The sequence below is a fragment of the Streptomyces sp. 2P-4 genome (assembly GCF_030167965.1).
GTDB lineage: Bacteria > Actinomycetota > Actinomycetes > Streptomycetales > Streptomycetaceae > Streptomyces > Streptomyces globosus_A.
In genome coordinates this window covers 4,917,847-4,932,546 of the sequence record NZ_CP095011.1, presented here as the reverse complement: position 1 = coordinate 4,932,546, position 14,700 = coordinate 4,917,847, and the positions used below count along the sequence as shown (strand labels likewise).

Here is a 14,700-nt window from a genome sequence, read left to right as displayed (position 1 = left end):
CGCCGCGGTCATGCGTCGACGGTGGCCACCTCCGGCAGCATCCGCTTGTTGCGGCGGACCGAGGACCAGAAGGAGGCGGCGATCAGGATGACGCCGATCGTGCCGGTGATGAGTTCGCTGATCTCGTGCTCGATGGTGACGAGCAGGATGAAGGCGAGGGCGCCGATCGCGTAGTGCGCGCCGTGCTCCAGGTAGACGTAGTCGTCGAGGGTGCCCTGGCGGACCAGGTAGACCGTCAGCGACCGGACGTACATGGCGCCGACGCCGAGGCCGAGCGCCATCCAGAAGATGTGGTTGGTGATGGCGAAGGCGCCGATGACGCCGTCGAAGGAGAAGGACGCGTCCAGGACCTCGAGGTACAGGAAGAGGAAGAACGCGGCCTTGCCGGCGAGGCCGACGGCGGAGACGGGCTTGCCCGCGGCCTTGGCCTTCTCCTCCTCCTCGTGCTCGCGCTCCTCTTCTTCTTCCAGCTTGTTCTCGAAGAAGGAGGACAGGCCGCCGACGATCAGGTACGTGATCAGGCCGGCGACGCCGGCGAGCAGCACGGTGGCGGACTTGTCCGCGTGGCCGGCGCTGGTGTGGGCGTTCGTGGCGAAGACCATCGCCGAGACCAGGAGGGCGATCAGGGCCACGCACACCGAGAGCATGTCGACCTTGCCGAGCTTGGCCAGGGGCCGCTCCAGCCACGCCAGCCAGGCGTGCTCGCGCTCCTCGAAGATGAAGTCGAGGAAGATCATCAGCAGGAACATTCCGCCGAACGCGGCGATCGCCGGGTGGGCGTCGGTGACGAGCGCCTCGTACTGCGCCGGGTTATCGAGGGCGAGCTGGACCGCCTCGATCGGGCCGACCTTGGCGCTGATCGCGACGATGGCCACGGGGAACACCAGCCGCATGCCGAAGACCGCGATCAGGATGCCGATGGTGAGGAAGATCTTCTGCCAGAAGGCGTTCATCTTCTTCAGGATTCCGGCGTTGACGACCGCATTGTCGAAGGACAGCGAGATCTCGAGGATCGACAGGATCAGTACGACCCCGAATGCCTCCCACCCCCACTGCCAAGCGGCGAAGGCAAGGGCGAGCGCCGTGATGGCGAACGACCAGCCGAAGGTTTTCAGAACCACTGGCACCCCATGATCTTGTACGGCTTTTACGAAACGTTGACCCCGAAGTCTAGAGCGATGCCCCTGAGGCCCGATGCGTACCCCTGTCCCACCGCCCTGAACTTCCACTCGCCCCCGTACCGGTAGACCTCGCCGAAGATCATCGCGGTTTCGTTGGAGGCGTCCTCGGTGAGGTCGTAGCGCGCGAGCTCCTGGCCGTCGGCGTCGTTCACGACGCGGATGAAGGCGTTGGTGACCTGGCCGAAGGTCTGGCGGCGGGCGTCCGCCTCGTGGATCGACACCGGGAAGACGATCTTGTCGACCTCGGCGGGGACCCTGCTCAGGTCGACGAGGATCGACTCGTCGTCGCCGTCGCCCTCGCCGGTGAGGTTGTCGCCGGTGTGCTCGACGGAGCCCTCCGGGCTCTTGAGGTTGTTGTAGAAGACGAAGTACCGGTCCCCCAGGACCCGGCCGTCGCGGCACAGCAGCGCGCTGGCGTCGAGGTCGAAGTCGGCCCCTGTCGTCGAGCGCGCGTCCCAGCCCAGACCGACCAGGACCCGGGTGAGGTTCGGTGCGGCCTTGGACAGGGAGACGTTGCCCCCCTTGGCGAGTGTGACGCCCATGTTGAAGTCCTCCCCGGACGACGTGGTGGTCGCGGCGCCCCCGGGGTGCTCCGGCGGGCCGGCGGTGGATCGGTGCCAAGCGCGTCCGGCGCCGTACACGCGGTGTGCACGACGCCGGACACGGGTGGGACTGCCGGCGGGCCGGCAGTCCGGGGCTCAGACGTTGACGCCGAAGTCCTGCGCGATGCCGCGCAGGCCCGAGGCGTAGCCCTGGCCGATGGCGCGGAACTTCCACTCCGCACCGTTGCGGTAGAGCTCGCCGAAGACCATGGCCGTCTCGGTCGAGGCGTCCTCGGAGAGGTCGTAGCGGGCGAGCTCGGTGTTGTCGGCCTGGTTCACGACGCGGATGTAGGCGTTGCGGACCTGGCCGAAGCTCTGCTGGCGGCTCTCCGCCTCGTAGATCGACACCGGGAAGACGATCCTGGCGACGTCGGCCGGGACGGACGCCAGGTTCACCTTGATCGCCTCGTCGTCGCCCTCTCCCTCGCCGGTGAGGTTGTCGCCGGTGTGCTCGACGGAGCCGTCCGGGCTCTTCAGGTTGTTGAAGAACACGAAGTTGGCGTCGCTGGCGACCTTGCCCTGGTCGTTGGTCAGGATCGCGCTGGCGTCGAGGTCGAAGTCGACACCGGTGGTGGTGCGGGCATCCCAGCCGAGACCGACGAGCACGGCCGTCAGGTTCGGTGCGGCCTTGGTCAGCGAGACGTTGCCGCCCTTGCTGAGGCTGACTCCCACGGGTCCTCCAATGGGTTCATGAGTGCGGGGTCGGTGCCCCTGTCGTGCGATGGGACCCTCCCGGCGGCGGGCCGGCAGGGCTACCCGATCAACGTGTCGATCCTAGTGACCGGTTCCCGCCCGGACGAGGTTTCACGCGGAACCCGGCCGGAGGGGAGCCCCGGGGGCCGGATCAGAGGCTGTCGAGGGCCTTGGTGTACTCGTTCAGGTCACGCGCGTCGGGCAGCCCGTTGACGACGGTCCAGCGCACGATGCCGTCCTTGTCGATGATGAACGTGCCGCGCAGCGCGCAGCCCTTGTCCTCGTCGAAGACGCCGTAGGCGCGGGAGGTCTCGCCGTGCGGCCAGAAGTCGGAGAGCAGCGGGTAGTCGAGGCCCTCCTGCTCGGCGAAGACGCGCAGGGTCGGCACGGAGTCGTTGGAGACGGCCAGGAGCTGGACGTCGTCGTTCTGGAAGCGGGGCAGCTGGTCGCGCAGCTCGCACAGTTCGCCGGTGCAGACGCCGGTGAAGGCGAAGGGGTAGAAGAGCAGCACGACGGCCTTCTCCCCGCGGAAGTCGGAGAGCCGCACCGTGGCGCCGTGGTTGTCCTTGAGTTCGAAGTCCGGAGCCTTGTTGCCGACCTCGATGGCCATCTGTCGCATCCCTTCGTTCCCGCATCCCTGCTCTGGGCTGTTCGGGTGGCCCAAGCCTAATGCGCCGTCGCCGAAGGGGAGCCGGGCGGGAACGCACACACCCCGCCGACGGGGTCGGCGGGGTGTGTCTCCGCTGGCTGCGGCGCGTGGCTCAGCGCTTGGACTTGGCGGCCTTCGGGGTCACCAGCTTGCTGGCGGCCCACTCCTTGCCGACGCTGACGGGCCGCGTCTGCGACAGGCCGGCCGTCTCGGCGGCCTCGCTGATGTCGCTGGCCTCGACGTAGCCGGGGCGGCCCGTCTTCGGGGTCAGCAGCAGGATCAGCGCGGCGTCCTCGACCAGCTCGGTGGCGTCGACGAGGGCGTCGGTCAGGTCGCCGTCCTCGTCGCGGAACCACAGCAGCACCGCATCGGCCACGTCGTCGTAGTCCTCGTCGACGAGGTCGTTGCCGATCAGTTCCTCGACCTCTTCGCGGAACTCCTGATCGACGTCGTCGTCGTAGCCGATCTCCTGGACCACCTGTTCGGACTGGAAACCCAGCCGGGCGGCCAGGCTCTCCGCGTGGTCCGCGGTCGCGCTCACGGGGTGCCTCCTGCTCATGTTCGGTGAATGTCTTCGAGCCGCGCGCGTGCGCGCAGCATTGGGCGTAGTCCACACGGGCGCGGCGGATCGCGCAAGTACCCGGCCGCGGAGACCGTCGAAACGGTGACGATTGCGGCCGTCTCGCCGCAACTTTCAGCCTTCCCGGATGTCCCTGTGGTGATTCATCCCACACCATTCCAGCTCATTCGGCATCACACGCTGACTTTCCCACCTGTTTGAGGGGCGAACGCCCTTGCGAACCGCTTGCCGGCGCGGAGCGGAGGCCGGGGCTCCGGCGGGAGCCCGTCGCGGCACGTCTTCGGCAATCCCCGGGACTCCAGGGATTACCCAGTGGTAGAGATGACGATTCCGACCGAGCGTAAGACCATGGGAGGCGGCGAAACCAAGGCACGACTCCCCTGACAGCGAAGGAACAGCGTGGCTTCCGCATCCGATCGCAATCCGATCATCATTGGCGGCCTGCCGAGCCAGGTCCCGGACTTCGATCCGGAGGAGACGCAGGAGTGGCTCGACTCCCTCGACGCCGCCGTGGACGAACGCGGTCGCGAACGCGCCCGCTACCTGATGCTGCGGCTGATCGAGCGGGCCCGCGAGCGGCGCGTGGCCGTGCCCGAGATGCGCAGCTCCGACTACGTCAACACCATCGCCACCAAGGACGAGCCGTTCTTCCCCGGCAACGAGGAGATCGAGCGCAAGGTCCTGAACGCCACCCGCTGGAACGCGGCCGTCATGGTCTCGCGCGCCCAGCGGCCCGGCATCGGCGTGGGCGGCCACATCGCCACGTTCGCCTCCTCGGCCTCCCTCTACGACGTCGGCTTCAACCACTTCTTCCGCGGCAAGGACGAGGGCGACGGCGGCGACCAGATCTTCTTCCAGGGCCACGCCTCACCCGGCGTCTACGCCCGCGCCTACCTGCTGGACCGGCTCTCCGAGCAGCAGCTCGACGCGTTCCGCCAGGAGAAGTCGAAGGCCCCGTACGGCCTGTCCAGCTACCCGCACCCGCGGCTGATGCCGGACTTCTGGGAGTTCCCGACGGTCTCGATGGGCCTCGGGCCGATCGGGGCGATCTACCAGGCCCGGATGAACCGGTACATGGAGGCGCGCGGGATCGCGGACACCTCCAGGTCACACGTTTGGGCGTACCTCGGCGACGGCGAGATGGACGAGCCGGAGTCGCTGGGCCAGCTGTCGCTGGCGGCGCGCGAGGGCCTGGACAACCTGACCTTCGTCGTCAACTGCAACCTCCAGCGGCTCGACGGTCCCGTACGCGGCAACGGCAAGGTCATCCAGGAGCTGGAGTCGATCTTCCGCGGGGCGGGCTGGAACGTCATCAAGCTGATCTGGGACCGCTCCTGGGACCCGCTGCTGGCGCAGGACCGGGACGGCATCCTCGTCAACAAGATGAACTCCACCCCGGACGGGCAGTTCCAGACGTACGCCACGGAGACCGGCTCCTACATCCGCGAGCACTTCTTCGGCGACGACCAGCGGCTGCGCGCGATGGTCGCGGACATGTCCGACGACCAGATCCTGCACCTGGGCCGCGGCGGCCACGACCACCGGAAGATCTACGCGGCGTACGCGGCGGCGCGCGCCCACAAGGGCCAGCCGACGGTGATCCTGGCCAAGACGGTCAAGGGCTGGACCCTCGGCCCGAACTTCGAGGGCCGCAACGCCACGCACCAGATGAAGAAGCTGACGGTCGACGACCTCAAGCGCTTCCGCGACCGCCTGCACATCCCGATCACCGACGCGCAGCTGGAGAGCGGCGCCCCGCCGTACTACCACCCGGGCCGCAACTCGCCGGAGATCCAGTACATGCACGACCGCCGCAAGGCGCTGGGCGGCTACGTCCCGACGCGGGTGGTGCGGGCGCGTCCGCTCGAACTGCCGGACGACAAGGCGTACGCGGCGGTCAGGAAGGGCTCCGGCCAGCAGTCGATCGCGACGACGATGGCCTTCGTCCGCCTGCTGAAGGACCTGATGCGGGACAAGGAGATCGGCCGGCGCTTCGTGCTGATCGCCCCGGACGAGTACCGCACCTTCGGCATGGACTCGTTCTTCCCGAGCGCCAAGATCTACAACCCGCTGGGGCAGCAGTACGAGTCCGTCGACCGCGAGCTGCTGCTCGCGTACAAGGAGTCCCCGACCGGGCAGATGCTGCACGACGGCATCTCGGAGGCGGGCTGCACGGCCTCGCTGATCGCGGCCGGCTCGGCGTACGCGACGCACGGCGAGCCGCTGATCCCGGTGTACGTCTTCTACTCGATGTTCGGCTTCCAGCGGACGGGCGACCAGTTCTGGCAGATGGCCGACCAGCTGGCGCGCGGCTTCGTCCTGGGCGCGACGGCGGGCCGGACCACCCTGACGGGCGAGGGCCTGCAGCACGCCGACGGCCACTCCCAGCTGCTGGCGTCGACCAACCCGGGGTGCGTGGCGTACGACCCGGCGTACGGGTACGAGATCGCGCACATCGTCCGGGACGGCCTGCGCCGCATGTACGGTCCCGAGGCCGAGGACGTCTTCTACTACCTGACGGTCTACAACGAGCCGATCCAGCATCCGGCCGAGCCCGACGGCGTGGACGTCGAGGGCATCCTCAAGGGCATCCACAAGGTGGCGGCGGGCACGTCCGGCGCGATCCCGGCGCAGATCATGGCCTCGGGCGTGGCGGTGCCGTGGGCGGTCGAGGCGCAGCGGATCCTGGCCGAGGAGTGGAACGTCAGGGCGGACGTCTGGTCGGCGACCTCCTGGAACGAGCTGCGCCGCGACGCCGTCGAGGCGGAGGAGCACAACCTGCTGCACCCGGAGGAGGAGCAGCGCGTTCCGTACGTGACGCGGAAGCTTTCGGGGGCGCAGGGGCCGTTCGTCGCGGTGTCGGACTGGATGCGCTCCGTGCCGGACCAGATCGCCCGGTGGGTGCCCGGTGCGTACACCTCGCTCGGTGCGGACGGCTTCGGTTTCGCGGACACGCGGGGGGCGGCGCGCCGCTTCTTCCACATCGACGCGGAGTCGGTGGTGCTGGCGGTGCTGACGGAGCTGGCGAAGGAGGGCCGGATCGACCGGTCCGCGCTGAAGCAGGCGGTGGACCGCTACCGGCTGCTGGACGTGGCGGCGGCCGACCCGGGCCCGGCGGGCGGCGACGCCTAGCAGGCGCGGGCAGGAGTCCGGCGGCGGGCCGGGGTGCGGAGTGCGCCCCGGCCCGCCGGCGTGTCCGGGGTGCCGCGGGCCGGGCCGGGCGCCGGCCCGGGCGGTTCCGGGCGTTCCCTACGATGCTGCGTATGAAGGAAGCCTCCCGCCGACTGCGATGGGAGCGGCGGACGCAGGCTCCGCTGCTCGTCCTCGCCGTGGCGTTCGCCGTCGCCTACGCCGTTCCGATCGTCCTCCCGGACGCGGGGGCTCGCGTGCTGCGGGCGTGCACGCTGGCCGAGTGGATGGTGTGGGGCGCCTTCGCCGCCGACTACCTGGTGCGGCTTTGCCTGTCGTCGGCCAGGCGGGCGTTCGTGCGTACCCACTGGCTCGACCTCGTCGCGGTGGTCCTGCCGATGGTCCAGCCGCTGCGGCTGCTGCGGCTGGTGGCCACTTTGATGCTGGTGGGGCGGCGGGCCAGGATGGCTCCGCAGATCCGGCTGACCACCTACGTGGCGGGTGCGGTGGTCGGCCTGATGATGTTCGGCTCGCTCGCCGTGCTGAGCGTGGAGCGGGACGCGCCCGACGGCAACATCAGGAACCTGGGCGACGCCGTGTGGTGGAGCTTCACGACGATGACGACGGTCGGGTACGGGGACCACTCCCCCACCACGGGCCTGGGCCGGGTCCTCGCGGTGGGCCTGATGCTGTCGGGGATCGCGCTGCTGGGTGTGGTCACGGCCAACATCGCCGCCTGGTTCATCTCCCGTTTCGAGCGGGACGACCGCGTGGAGCGGGAGCAGACCGCCGCGATCGCCGACCTGGCCGCGGAGGTGCGGGCGCTGCGCGCCGAGGTGGCCCTGCTGCGCGGGGCCTCCCCGGAGGCGCCGGCCGCGCTCGCGGTCCCCGCGCCGGCGGCGGCCCCGGCGGCCGGGGGCCCGGCGGCTACCGCTCCCACACCTTGAAGGCCCGTACGAGGTAGCCGGACTGGGGCAGTTGGACGCCGTCGCCGGGATACGTCTGGAACTCCCCGGTCTCGGCGCACTCGGCGGACTGGTACGTCGTCACCGGCCGCCCGGTGCGGTTGACGAGCGACTGGGCGCTGGCCCCGGCGGGCAGGGCGGTGCAGCTGTTGATGTCGAGGGTGCTCAGCTCGTACGCGTGCCGGGTGCCCTTGAAGTCGGGCTTGGCCCAGAGGCAGAGCTGGCCCGCGGCGCAGGGCACCGCCCGGGCGGGCGGCGGTCCGGCGGCCGGCCCGGCCTGGGCGGCGCGGGCGGTGCCGGGGAGGAGCGCGGTGAGCGCGAGGGCGGCCGCGGCGAGGGCGGTGACGGTACGGGCCGGGACGGTGCGGGCGGCTGCGGTGCGGGCGGCTGCGCCGGCGGTGGAAACGGCCCCGGCGGGTGAACTCGTACGCATGACGGATCGGCTCCTTCGTGGACGGGAGCGCCCCGGACCGCTTCCGGAAGCGCTGTGGGTCCACGCTGACCTGCGGCGACGGCCCGGCGGAAGGGGCCGCGGCCGGGTCCACCCTGATAGGCGCAAGCCCCGCCGGAACCGTCCGGCGGGGCTGTGCGGTGCACGGTGTTGACGCGCGGCGGGGCCTGCTCAGACGTGGGCGGCGCCCGCGCCCGCGGCGGCGTTCTCCCCGCGCTTGGTGAAGCAGGCCACGACGGCGGCGGCCGCGGCCACGACGCCGGCGGTGGTGAAGGCCGTGCTCATCCCGGACACGAAGGTGTCATGGGCGGCCTTGGTGATCGTCTCGGCGACCTGCGCGGGGACGCCTTCGGGGACGGGGGCGAGGCCGACCTGGACGCCCTTCTCGGCGAGCTCCTGCTGCTCCGGGCTGAGCGGCGGCAGCTGTGCGGCGGCCCACTTGTCCCCGAAGGTGTCGCTGACGGTGCCGGCCATGACGGCGCCGAGGACGGCCGTGCCGAGGCTGCCGCCGACCTGCATGGCGGCCTGCTGGAGCCCGCCCGCGACACCGGAGAGCTCCAGCGGGGCGTTGCCGACGATGACCTCGGTGGCGCCGACCATGACGGGGGCGAGGCCGAGGCCGAGGAGGGCGAACCAGAGCGACATCTCCAGGGTGCCGGTGCCGGGGGTGAGTCCGGCCATCCCGAAGCAGGCGGCGGCGGTCGCGGCCATGCCCGCGACGAGCGGGATGCGCGGGCCGACCGCGGTGATCGCGGCGCCGGCGAGCGGGGAGCCGATGATCATCATGCCGGTCAGCGGGAGCAGGTGCAGGCCGCTGTCGACGGGGCTCATGCCGTGGACGTTCTGCAGGTAGAAGGTGACGAAGAAGAGGCCGCCCATGAAGGCGAACGCCATCAGGACCATGAGCACGGTGCCCGCGGACAGCGGCAGCGAGCGGAACATCCCGAGCGGGATCAGCGGCTCGTCGGCCCGGGACTCCCACACGGCGAAGGCGGTGAAGAAGGCCAGGGACACGAAGAGGAAGAGGAGGGTCCACAGGTCGCCCCAGCCCCACTCGGAGGCCTTGATCAGCGCCCAGATCAGCGAGAACATCGCGACCGACAGCATCAGGATGCCGGGAACGTCGAAGGAGCGCGGGGCGTTCTCGGCGCGGTGGTCGAGCAGGATGACCAGGCCGAAGGCCAGGGCGATGACGCCGACGGGGATGTTGACGTAGAAGACGGACTGCCAGTTGACGTTCTCGACGAGGAGGCCGCCGACGATGGGTCCGGCGGCGGTCGAGGCGCCGATGACCATGCCCCAGATGCCGATGGCCATGTTGAGCTTCTCGGCGGGGAACGTGGCGCGCAGCAGGCCGAGCGCGGCGGGCATCAGCAGGGCGCCGAAGACGCCCTGGGCGACGCGGAAGCCGATCACGGACTCGACGGTGGTGGAGAGGCCGATCGCGGCGGACGCTCCGGCGAAGCCGACGATGCCGATCAGGAAGGTCTGCCGGTGTCCGAAGCGGTCGCCGAGCTTGCCGGCGGTGATGAGGGAGACGGCGAGGGCGAGCAGGTAGCCGTTGGTGATCCACTGGACGTCGGCGAGGGAGGCGCCGAGGTCCTGCTGGATCGCGGGGTTGGCGACGGCGACGACGGTGCCGTCCAGGGTGACCATCATGACGCCGATCGCCACGGCGAAGAGGGTCAGCCACGGGTGGCCGCGCAGTGCGCTGCCCGCCGGCCCTCCGCCCGGCTCCTTGACGGGTATGCGGTCGTCGCGGTCGTCGACGGTGCTCTGATGAGTCATGCCGCCACACTATTGACAGCGACTGACACTTCACAAACGGGTTAACGAGGCAGTCGCTGCCACGTCGCCCACAGGTACCCTGACCGCTCACTCAGCGTCAGATCAGGGGCGGCCGACCCGTCCCGGAAAGGACTCCCCGCGGTGATGACCGACGAGCGGCCCGCGCCCGCGACCGGCCTGCGCGAGCGCAAGAAGCAGCGCACCCGGGACGCGCTGCTGCGCGCCGCCCTCCTCCTCTTCATCGCGCAGGGGTACGAGCAGACCACCGTCGACGAGATCGCCGACGCCGTCGACGTCTCCCAGCGCACCTTCTTCCGCTACTTCGCCAACAAGGAGGAGGTCGCGTTCGCCGCGCAGGACCTCATCGACTCCCACTTCCTCACCGCCCTGCAGGCCCGCCCGGCCGGCGAGGGCCCCCTCACGGCACTGCGCGGCGCGCTCCGCGACTCCTGGGGCACCCTCGAGGAGGCCCTGTCCGAGGTGGTGTCCGTCGACCTCTACATGCGGACCTACCGGCTCATCGAGTCGACGCCGGCGCTGCTCGCCGCGCACCTGCGCCGCTCGGCCGAGGTGGAGGAGCGGATCGCCCGGCTGATCGCGGAGCGTGAGGGCCTGGACGTGGACGCCGACCCGCGCCCGCGGGTCGCCGTCGCCGCGTTCTCCGGGGTGATGAGGGTCACCGGCCGGCTGTGGGGGCAGGGCGACGACACCGGCATCACCGCGATCCGCGACCTGACCGAGGCCTACCTCGACCACATCGGCCCAGCTCTGGCGCCCGACTGGCGCTGATCACCGGCGGGACGGCGGCACCTGACGGGCCGCCAGGGCCGTGGCCCCCGGCCGCCGGGCGGCCCGCCCGGGGGCCGTGAGCCCCGTCACCCCGCGCATTCGGGCCCGCGGCGGTCTCCTACGCTGGTGCCAGATGAACGTGAACGTGCCCGGCTCCGCCCGCCCCTCCCCCGGTACCGACCCGCGCCCCGCCGCCCTGCGCGCCCTGCTGGCGCTGGGGGTCGTCTTCCTCATGCTGGCCACCACGGGCTGGACCGCCGTGCACCGGCCGGACGCCGGGACCTCGCTGCGGGCCGCCGGCCTCGCCGCCTGGTCGGCGACGCGCATCGGGGGCCGCGCCGTGCCGCCCGCCGACGCCCCCGTGCGGACCGTCGCCCGCTTCTTCGCGGGCCTCGACGCCGATGCCCGCACCCACCTCGCGGACGCCCACCCCTTCGTCGTCGGCAACCTCGCCGGCGCGCCCGCGGAGCTGCGCTACCGCGCCAACGCGCAGGCGCTCCTCCTCGCCGAGCAGGTGGAACTGGCCCGCAGCCGGGACGTCTCCCTCACCCCCGCCGACCGCACCGCGGCCGGCCGGCGCGCCCACCGCTTCGCCTCGCTGGCCGAGCCCGGCCGGCAGGTCCTCGCCTTCGACCCCACCGGCGGCGGCCGGGTCGCGGAGGTGTTCGGCGACCTCGACCGCGCCGAGCGGATCTCCGTCATCGTCCCCGGCGTCGACACCGACGCGGTCACCTTCGAGCGCACCCAGCGCCGCCTCACCTCACCCGTGGGCATGGCCGAATCCCTGTACGCGGCCCAGCGCGCGGCCGCGCCCGGCACCCGGACCGCTGTCATCGCCTGGGCCGACTACACCGCGCCCGCAGGCGTCGGCATGGACGCCGCGACCGGGCGCATGGCCGTCGACGGTGCCGCGCGCCTGGAGACCCTGGCCGCGGCGCTGCCCGGGGGCGCGACGGTCGCGCTGTTCTGCCACAGCTACGGCTCCGTCGTCTGCGGGGTCGCCGCGCACGCCCTGCCGGAGCGGGTGACGGACGTGGTGGCGGCGGGCAGCCCCGGCATGCGCGCCGGCTCGGTGGCCGAGCTGCGCACCTCCGCCCGGGTGTGGGCCATGCGGGACGCGGGGGACTGGATCGCGGACGTGCCGCACCTGGAGGTCGGCGGGCTGGGGCACGGCGCCGACCCGGTCTCCCCCGAGTTCGGTGCGCGGCTGCTGTCCTCCGCCGGGGCCCGCCTGCACACCGGCTATTTCGAGCCAGGCACGGATTCCCTGGACAACTTCGCCAAAATCGGAACCGGCGCGTTCGGTTCTGTTGCCTGCGCCACCGGCGGCGATGCCTGCCGCCACGGAATTTCCGGGACAGACGCGGACTGACACGCGTAGAGCCCCGAAAATCGGGCCCTGCGCCGAGGGGGACGCGCAAGGGCCCCTCCCCTTACGATGTGCCGCATGGGTGACGTACTGGCCGGAAATCATGCCGTCTGGGAGTTCGACTCGGACTCGGTGCTCATCCGCTTCGCACGGGGGATACGAACGCCGAGGCTCTGGCACGCCCTCGGGGCGCGGCGGATCCCCTTCGAGGCGCTCGCCGCGGTGGAGTTCTCCGCCGGCGGGGGCGGCAGACGCGACGCGGTGGTGCTGCGCGCCATACCGAGGCCGGGCGCGGACCCCCTGGCGGAAGCCGCCGCGGGGCAGCTGCGCGAGGTGTGCGACCCGTACCGGCTGGTCGTGCCGGCGGACCGGGGCTCGCAGGCGGCCGCGTTCGCCGAGGCGCTGCGCGAGCGGATCGGACCCGGCGGCGACGAGCCGGCCGGGCGGTTCCTGGTGCCCGTCGCGGAGCCGCCGCTCCAGCTGAAGGCGTACGACGCCCGCGTCTCCTTCGACGGCCTGCGCGTCACCTTCCAGTGGTCGCGCACCGGCGCGACGGGCACCAAGTGGAAGGCCGGCGACCAGAGTTACGCGCTCTCCGAGCTGGCCGGCGTCGAATGGCGCTCCCCGGAGGGGCCCGGCGGGCACCTGCGGCTGCTGCGCCGCGACACCGACGGCGACCCGCGGCCGGACCACGACCTGGCCAGCGCCGTCTTCGGGACGGGCTACGGGGCGGTGCAGGAGTCGCTGCCCTTCGCGGCGGCCGTCCTGGCCGCGCTCCGCTCGCGCACCCCGGTGGCGGCCGTCCCGGCCCCGCGGTCGGAGGAGCGCCTGCACCGCCTCGGCGAGCTGCACAGCGCCGGCCTGCTGACGGACGCCGAGTACACGGCCCTGTGCGACCGCTTCACGGCGGCCGACGGCCGGCTCGGCACGGAGGCGTAACCGCCTTCGGCCCCCGCCCCGCGGCCCCGGGCGGCGCCGGAAGGCGCGGCGCCCCGTCGCGGACGCCCGCCCCCGCCTCCCGGCCCGCACCCGTGCGGCCTTGCGGCCGTACGGCTACGCCTCGCGGGCCGCCGACGTGAAGGCCATGTTCGGGTAGCGGTCCCCCGCGACCCCGGCCGCGAGCGGCTCCAGCGCGGCCAGCTCCTGCTCCGCCAGCGTGATCCGGGTCGCCGCGGTGTTCTCGGCGAGCCGCTCCGGCTTGCGGGTGCCCGGGATCGGCACCACCGGCAGGCCGTGCACCTGTGCCCGCTGCTGCACCCACGCCAGAGCGATCTGCGCCGGCGTCGCCCCGTGCGCCTCGGCGATCTCCCGCACCGGCTCCAGCAGCGCCGCGTTGGCCCTGGCGTTGTCGCCGGTGAAGCGGGGCTGCTGGGCGCGGAAGTCGCCCTCGGACAGCTCCTCGGCGGAGGCGAACGTGCCGGTCAGGAAGCCGCGGCCGAGCGGCGAGTACGGCACGAAGGCCACCCCGAGCTCCGCCGCCGCGGGCACCGCGCTGCGCTCCACGTCGCGGCTGAAAAGCGACCACTCCGACTGGACCGCCGCGATGGGGTGGACCGCGTACGCCTCCCGCAGCTCCGCGCCCGTGACCTCGCTGAGGCCGAGGTGGCGCACCTTGCCCTCCTGGACCAGCTGCGCCATCTCGCCGACCGACTCGGCGAACGGCACCGCCGGGTCGTAGCGGTGCATGTAGTAGAGGTCGATCACGTCGGTGCCGAGCCGGCGCAGGCTGTCCTCGACGGCCTGGCGGATGTAGGCCCGGTCGTTGCGGATGCCCCGGTGGCGCGGATCGTCGCTGCGGACGAGCCCGAACTTGGTGGCGAGGGTGATCTCCTCGCGGTGGGCCGCCACGAACGGGGCGAGGAATTCCTCGTTCCGGCCGCGCCCGTAGGCGTCGGCGGTGTCGATCAGGGTGACCCCGGCGGCGAGGGCCGCCTCCAGCGTGGCGCGGGCCGCCGCCTCGTCCGTCTCCCCGTAGAACTCGCTCATGCCCATGCAGCCCAGGCCCTGGATGCCGACCAGGGGGCCGCCCTTGCCGAGTTCTGCCTTCTCGATGGTGGTGCTCTGCGTCATTGCCGTGCGGCCTTCCCCGTGTAGAGATCGATCTTGAAGTCCAGTACGGCGAGCGCGTCGTTCAGCTCCGAGATCCGCGCCCGCACCTCGTTCCTCGTCCGCTCCAGCAGCTCCCGCCGCTGGTCGACGGTGTGCTCCCCTTCGCGGACCAGCTCCGCGTACCTGACCATGTCCGCCACCGACATCCCGGTGGTGCGCAGCTTGCCCACGAAGGCCAGCCACTGCAGGTCGCCGTCGCTGAAGCGCCGCTGCCCCGAGTGGGAGCGGTCCACCTGCCGCATGAGGCCGATGCGCTCGTACCAGCGCAGCGTGTGCTGGGACAGACCGGTGCGTGCCTCGACCTCGCTGATCGTGTACCGCGGCGGCGTCTGCATCTGCGTCTGCGTCTGCGTCTGCGTCAGGCTCATGGCGACCACGCTAGGACCCTTGAGTGC

Annotated in this window: 14 protein-coding genes; 5 read left to right on the top strand and 9 right to left on the bottom strand. The window is 71.8% G+C overall.

The features are described from left to right. Positions 1–8: 8 nt before the first annotated feature. The 5 genes from MUK52_RS21790 to MUK52_RS21770 all read right to left on the bottom strand — a co-directional run bounded on the left by MUK52_RS21790 (position 9) and on the right by MUK52_RS21770 (position 3,666). On the bottom strand, positions 9–1,121 hold the full coding sequence (locus MUK52_RS21790; RefSeq protein WP_114057422.1) for a DUF475 domain-containing protein: 1,113 nt from the start codon (positions 1,119–1,121) through the stop codon (positions 9–11). Positions 1,122–1,147: 26 nt separating this feature from the next. Next, positions 1,148–1,723 (bottom strand): TerD family protein, encoded by a 576-nt coding sequence (locus MUK52_RS21785; RefSeq protein WP_114057423.1) that lies wholly within the window; start codon positions 1,721–1,723, stop codon positions 1,148–1,150. A 156-nt stretch (positions 1,724–1,879) separates the two neighbouring features. Then, positions 1,880–2,455 carry a TerD family protein gene (locus MUK52_RS21780; protein WP_114057424.1) on the bottom strand — a complete coding sequence of 192 codons (576 nt, stop codon included), beginning with the start codon at positions 2,453–2,455 and terminating at the stop codon, positions 1,880–1,882. 172 nt (positions 2,456–2,627) lie between these two features. Then, a complete protein-coding gene (locus MUK52_RS21775; protein WP_114057425.1) occupies positions 2,628–3,086 on the bottom strand; it encodes a peroxiredoxin in 459 nt (152 codons plus the stop codon). 151 nt (positions 3,087–3,237) lie between these two features. Next, positions 3,238–3,666, bottom strand: a complete 429-nt coding sequence (locus MUK52_RS21770; protein ID WP_185902675.1) for a DUF3052 domain-containing protein — start codon at positions 3,664–3,666, stop codon at positions 3,238–3,240. Positions 3,667–4,104: 438 nt separating this feature from the next. Between MUK52_RS21770 and aceE the strand changes: the two genes are divergently transcribed. Then, the gene (gene aceE, locus MUK52_RS21765; protein ID WP_114057427.1) at positions 4,105–6,837 is read left to right on the top strand and encodes a pyruvate dehydrogenase (acetyl-transferring), homodimeric type; all 2,733 of its coding nucleotides are present in this window, start codon (positions 4,105–4,107) and stop codon (positions 6,835–6,837) included. Between the two features lie 131 nt (positions 6,838–6,968). Further along, on the top strand, positions 6,969–7,781 hold the full coding sequence (locus tag MUK52_RS21760) for a potassium channel family protein (protein WP_114057428.1): 813 nt from the start codon (positions 6,969–6,971) through the stop codon (positions 7,779–7,781). On the opposite strand, the gene MUK52_RS21755 is transcribed toward MUK52_RS21760, so the two are convergent. Further along, positions 7,762–8,232 carry a peptidase inhibitor family I36 protein gene (locus MUK52_RS21755; RefSeq protein WP_284579298.1) on the bottom strand — a complete coding sequence of 157 codons (471 nt, stop codon included), beginning with the start codon at positions 8,230–8,232 and terminating at the stop codon, positions 7,762–7,764. The two genes, MUK52_RS21760 and MUK52_RS21755, sit on opposite strands and share 20 nt — an antisense overlap. Before the next feature lie 189 nt (positions 8,233–8,421). Continuing rightward, positions 8,422–10,038, bottom strand: a complete 1,617-nt coding sequence (locus MUK52_RS21750; protein WP_284579296.1) for an MFS transporter — start codon at positions 10,036–10,038, stop codon at positions 8,422–8,424. A gap of 144 nt (positions 10,039–10,182) precedes the next feature. Between MUK52_RS21750 and MUK52_RS21745 the strand changes: the two genes are divergently transcribed. From MUK52_RS21745 to MUK52_RS21735, 3 genes are all read left to right on the top strand, one after another. After that, on the top strand, positions 10,183–10,827 hold the full coding sequence (locus tag MUK52_RS21745; protein ID WP_284579293.1) for a TetR family transcriptional regulator: 645 nt from the start codon (positions 10,183–10,185) through the stop codon (positions 10,825–10,827). Positions 10,828–10,960: 133 nt separating this feature from the next. Beyond that, positions 10,961–12,199, top strand: coding sequence for an alpha/beta hydrolase (locus MUK52_RS21740; RefSeq protein ID WP_114057432.1), 1,239 nt, complete (start codon positions 10,961–10,963; stop codon positions 12,197–12,199). A gap of 75 nt (positions 12,200–12,274) precedes the next feature. After that, positions 12,275–13,135, top strand: coding sequence for a DUF4429 domain-containing protein (locus MUK52_RS21735; protein WP_114057433.1), 861 nt, complete (start codon positions 12,275–12,277; stop codon positions 13,133–13,135). A gap of 114 nt (positions 13,136–13,249) precedes the next feature. Here MUK52_RS21735 and MUK52_RS21730 read toward each other — a convergent pair whose 3' ends face one another. Then, positions 13,250–14,266, bottom strand: a complete 1,017-nt coding sequence (locus tag MUK52_RS21730) for an aldo/keto reductase (RefSeq protein ID WP_114057434.1) — start codon at positions 14,264–14,266, stop codon at positions 13,250–13,252. Then, on the bottom strand, positions 14,263–14,673 hold the full coding sequence (locus tag MUK52_RS21725) for a MerR family transcriptional regulator (protein ID WP_284579286.1): 411 nt from the start codon (positions 14,671–14,673) through the stop codon (positions 14,263–14,265). The genes MUK52_RS21730 and MUK52_RS21725 overlap by 4 nt, the downstream gene beginning before the upstream one ends. Positions 14,674–14,700: the final 27 nt, after the last annotated feature.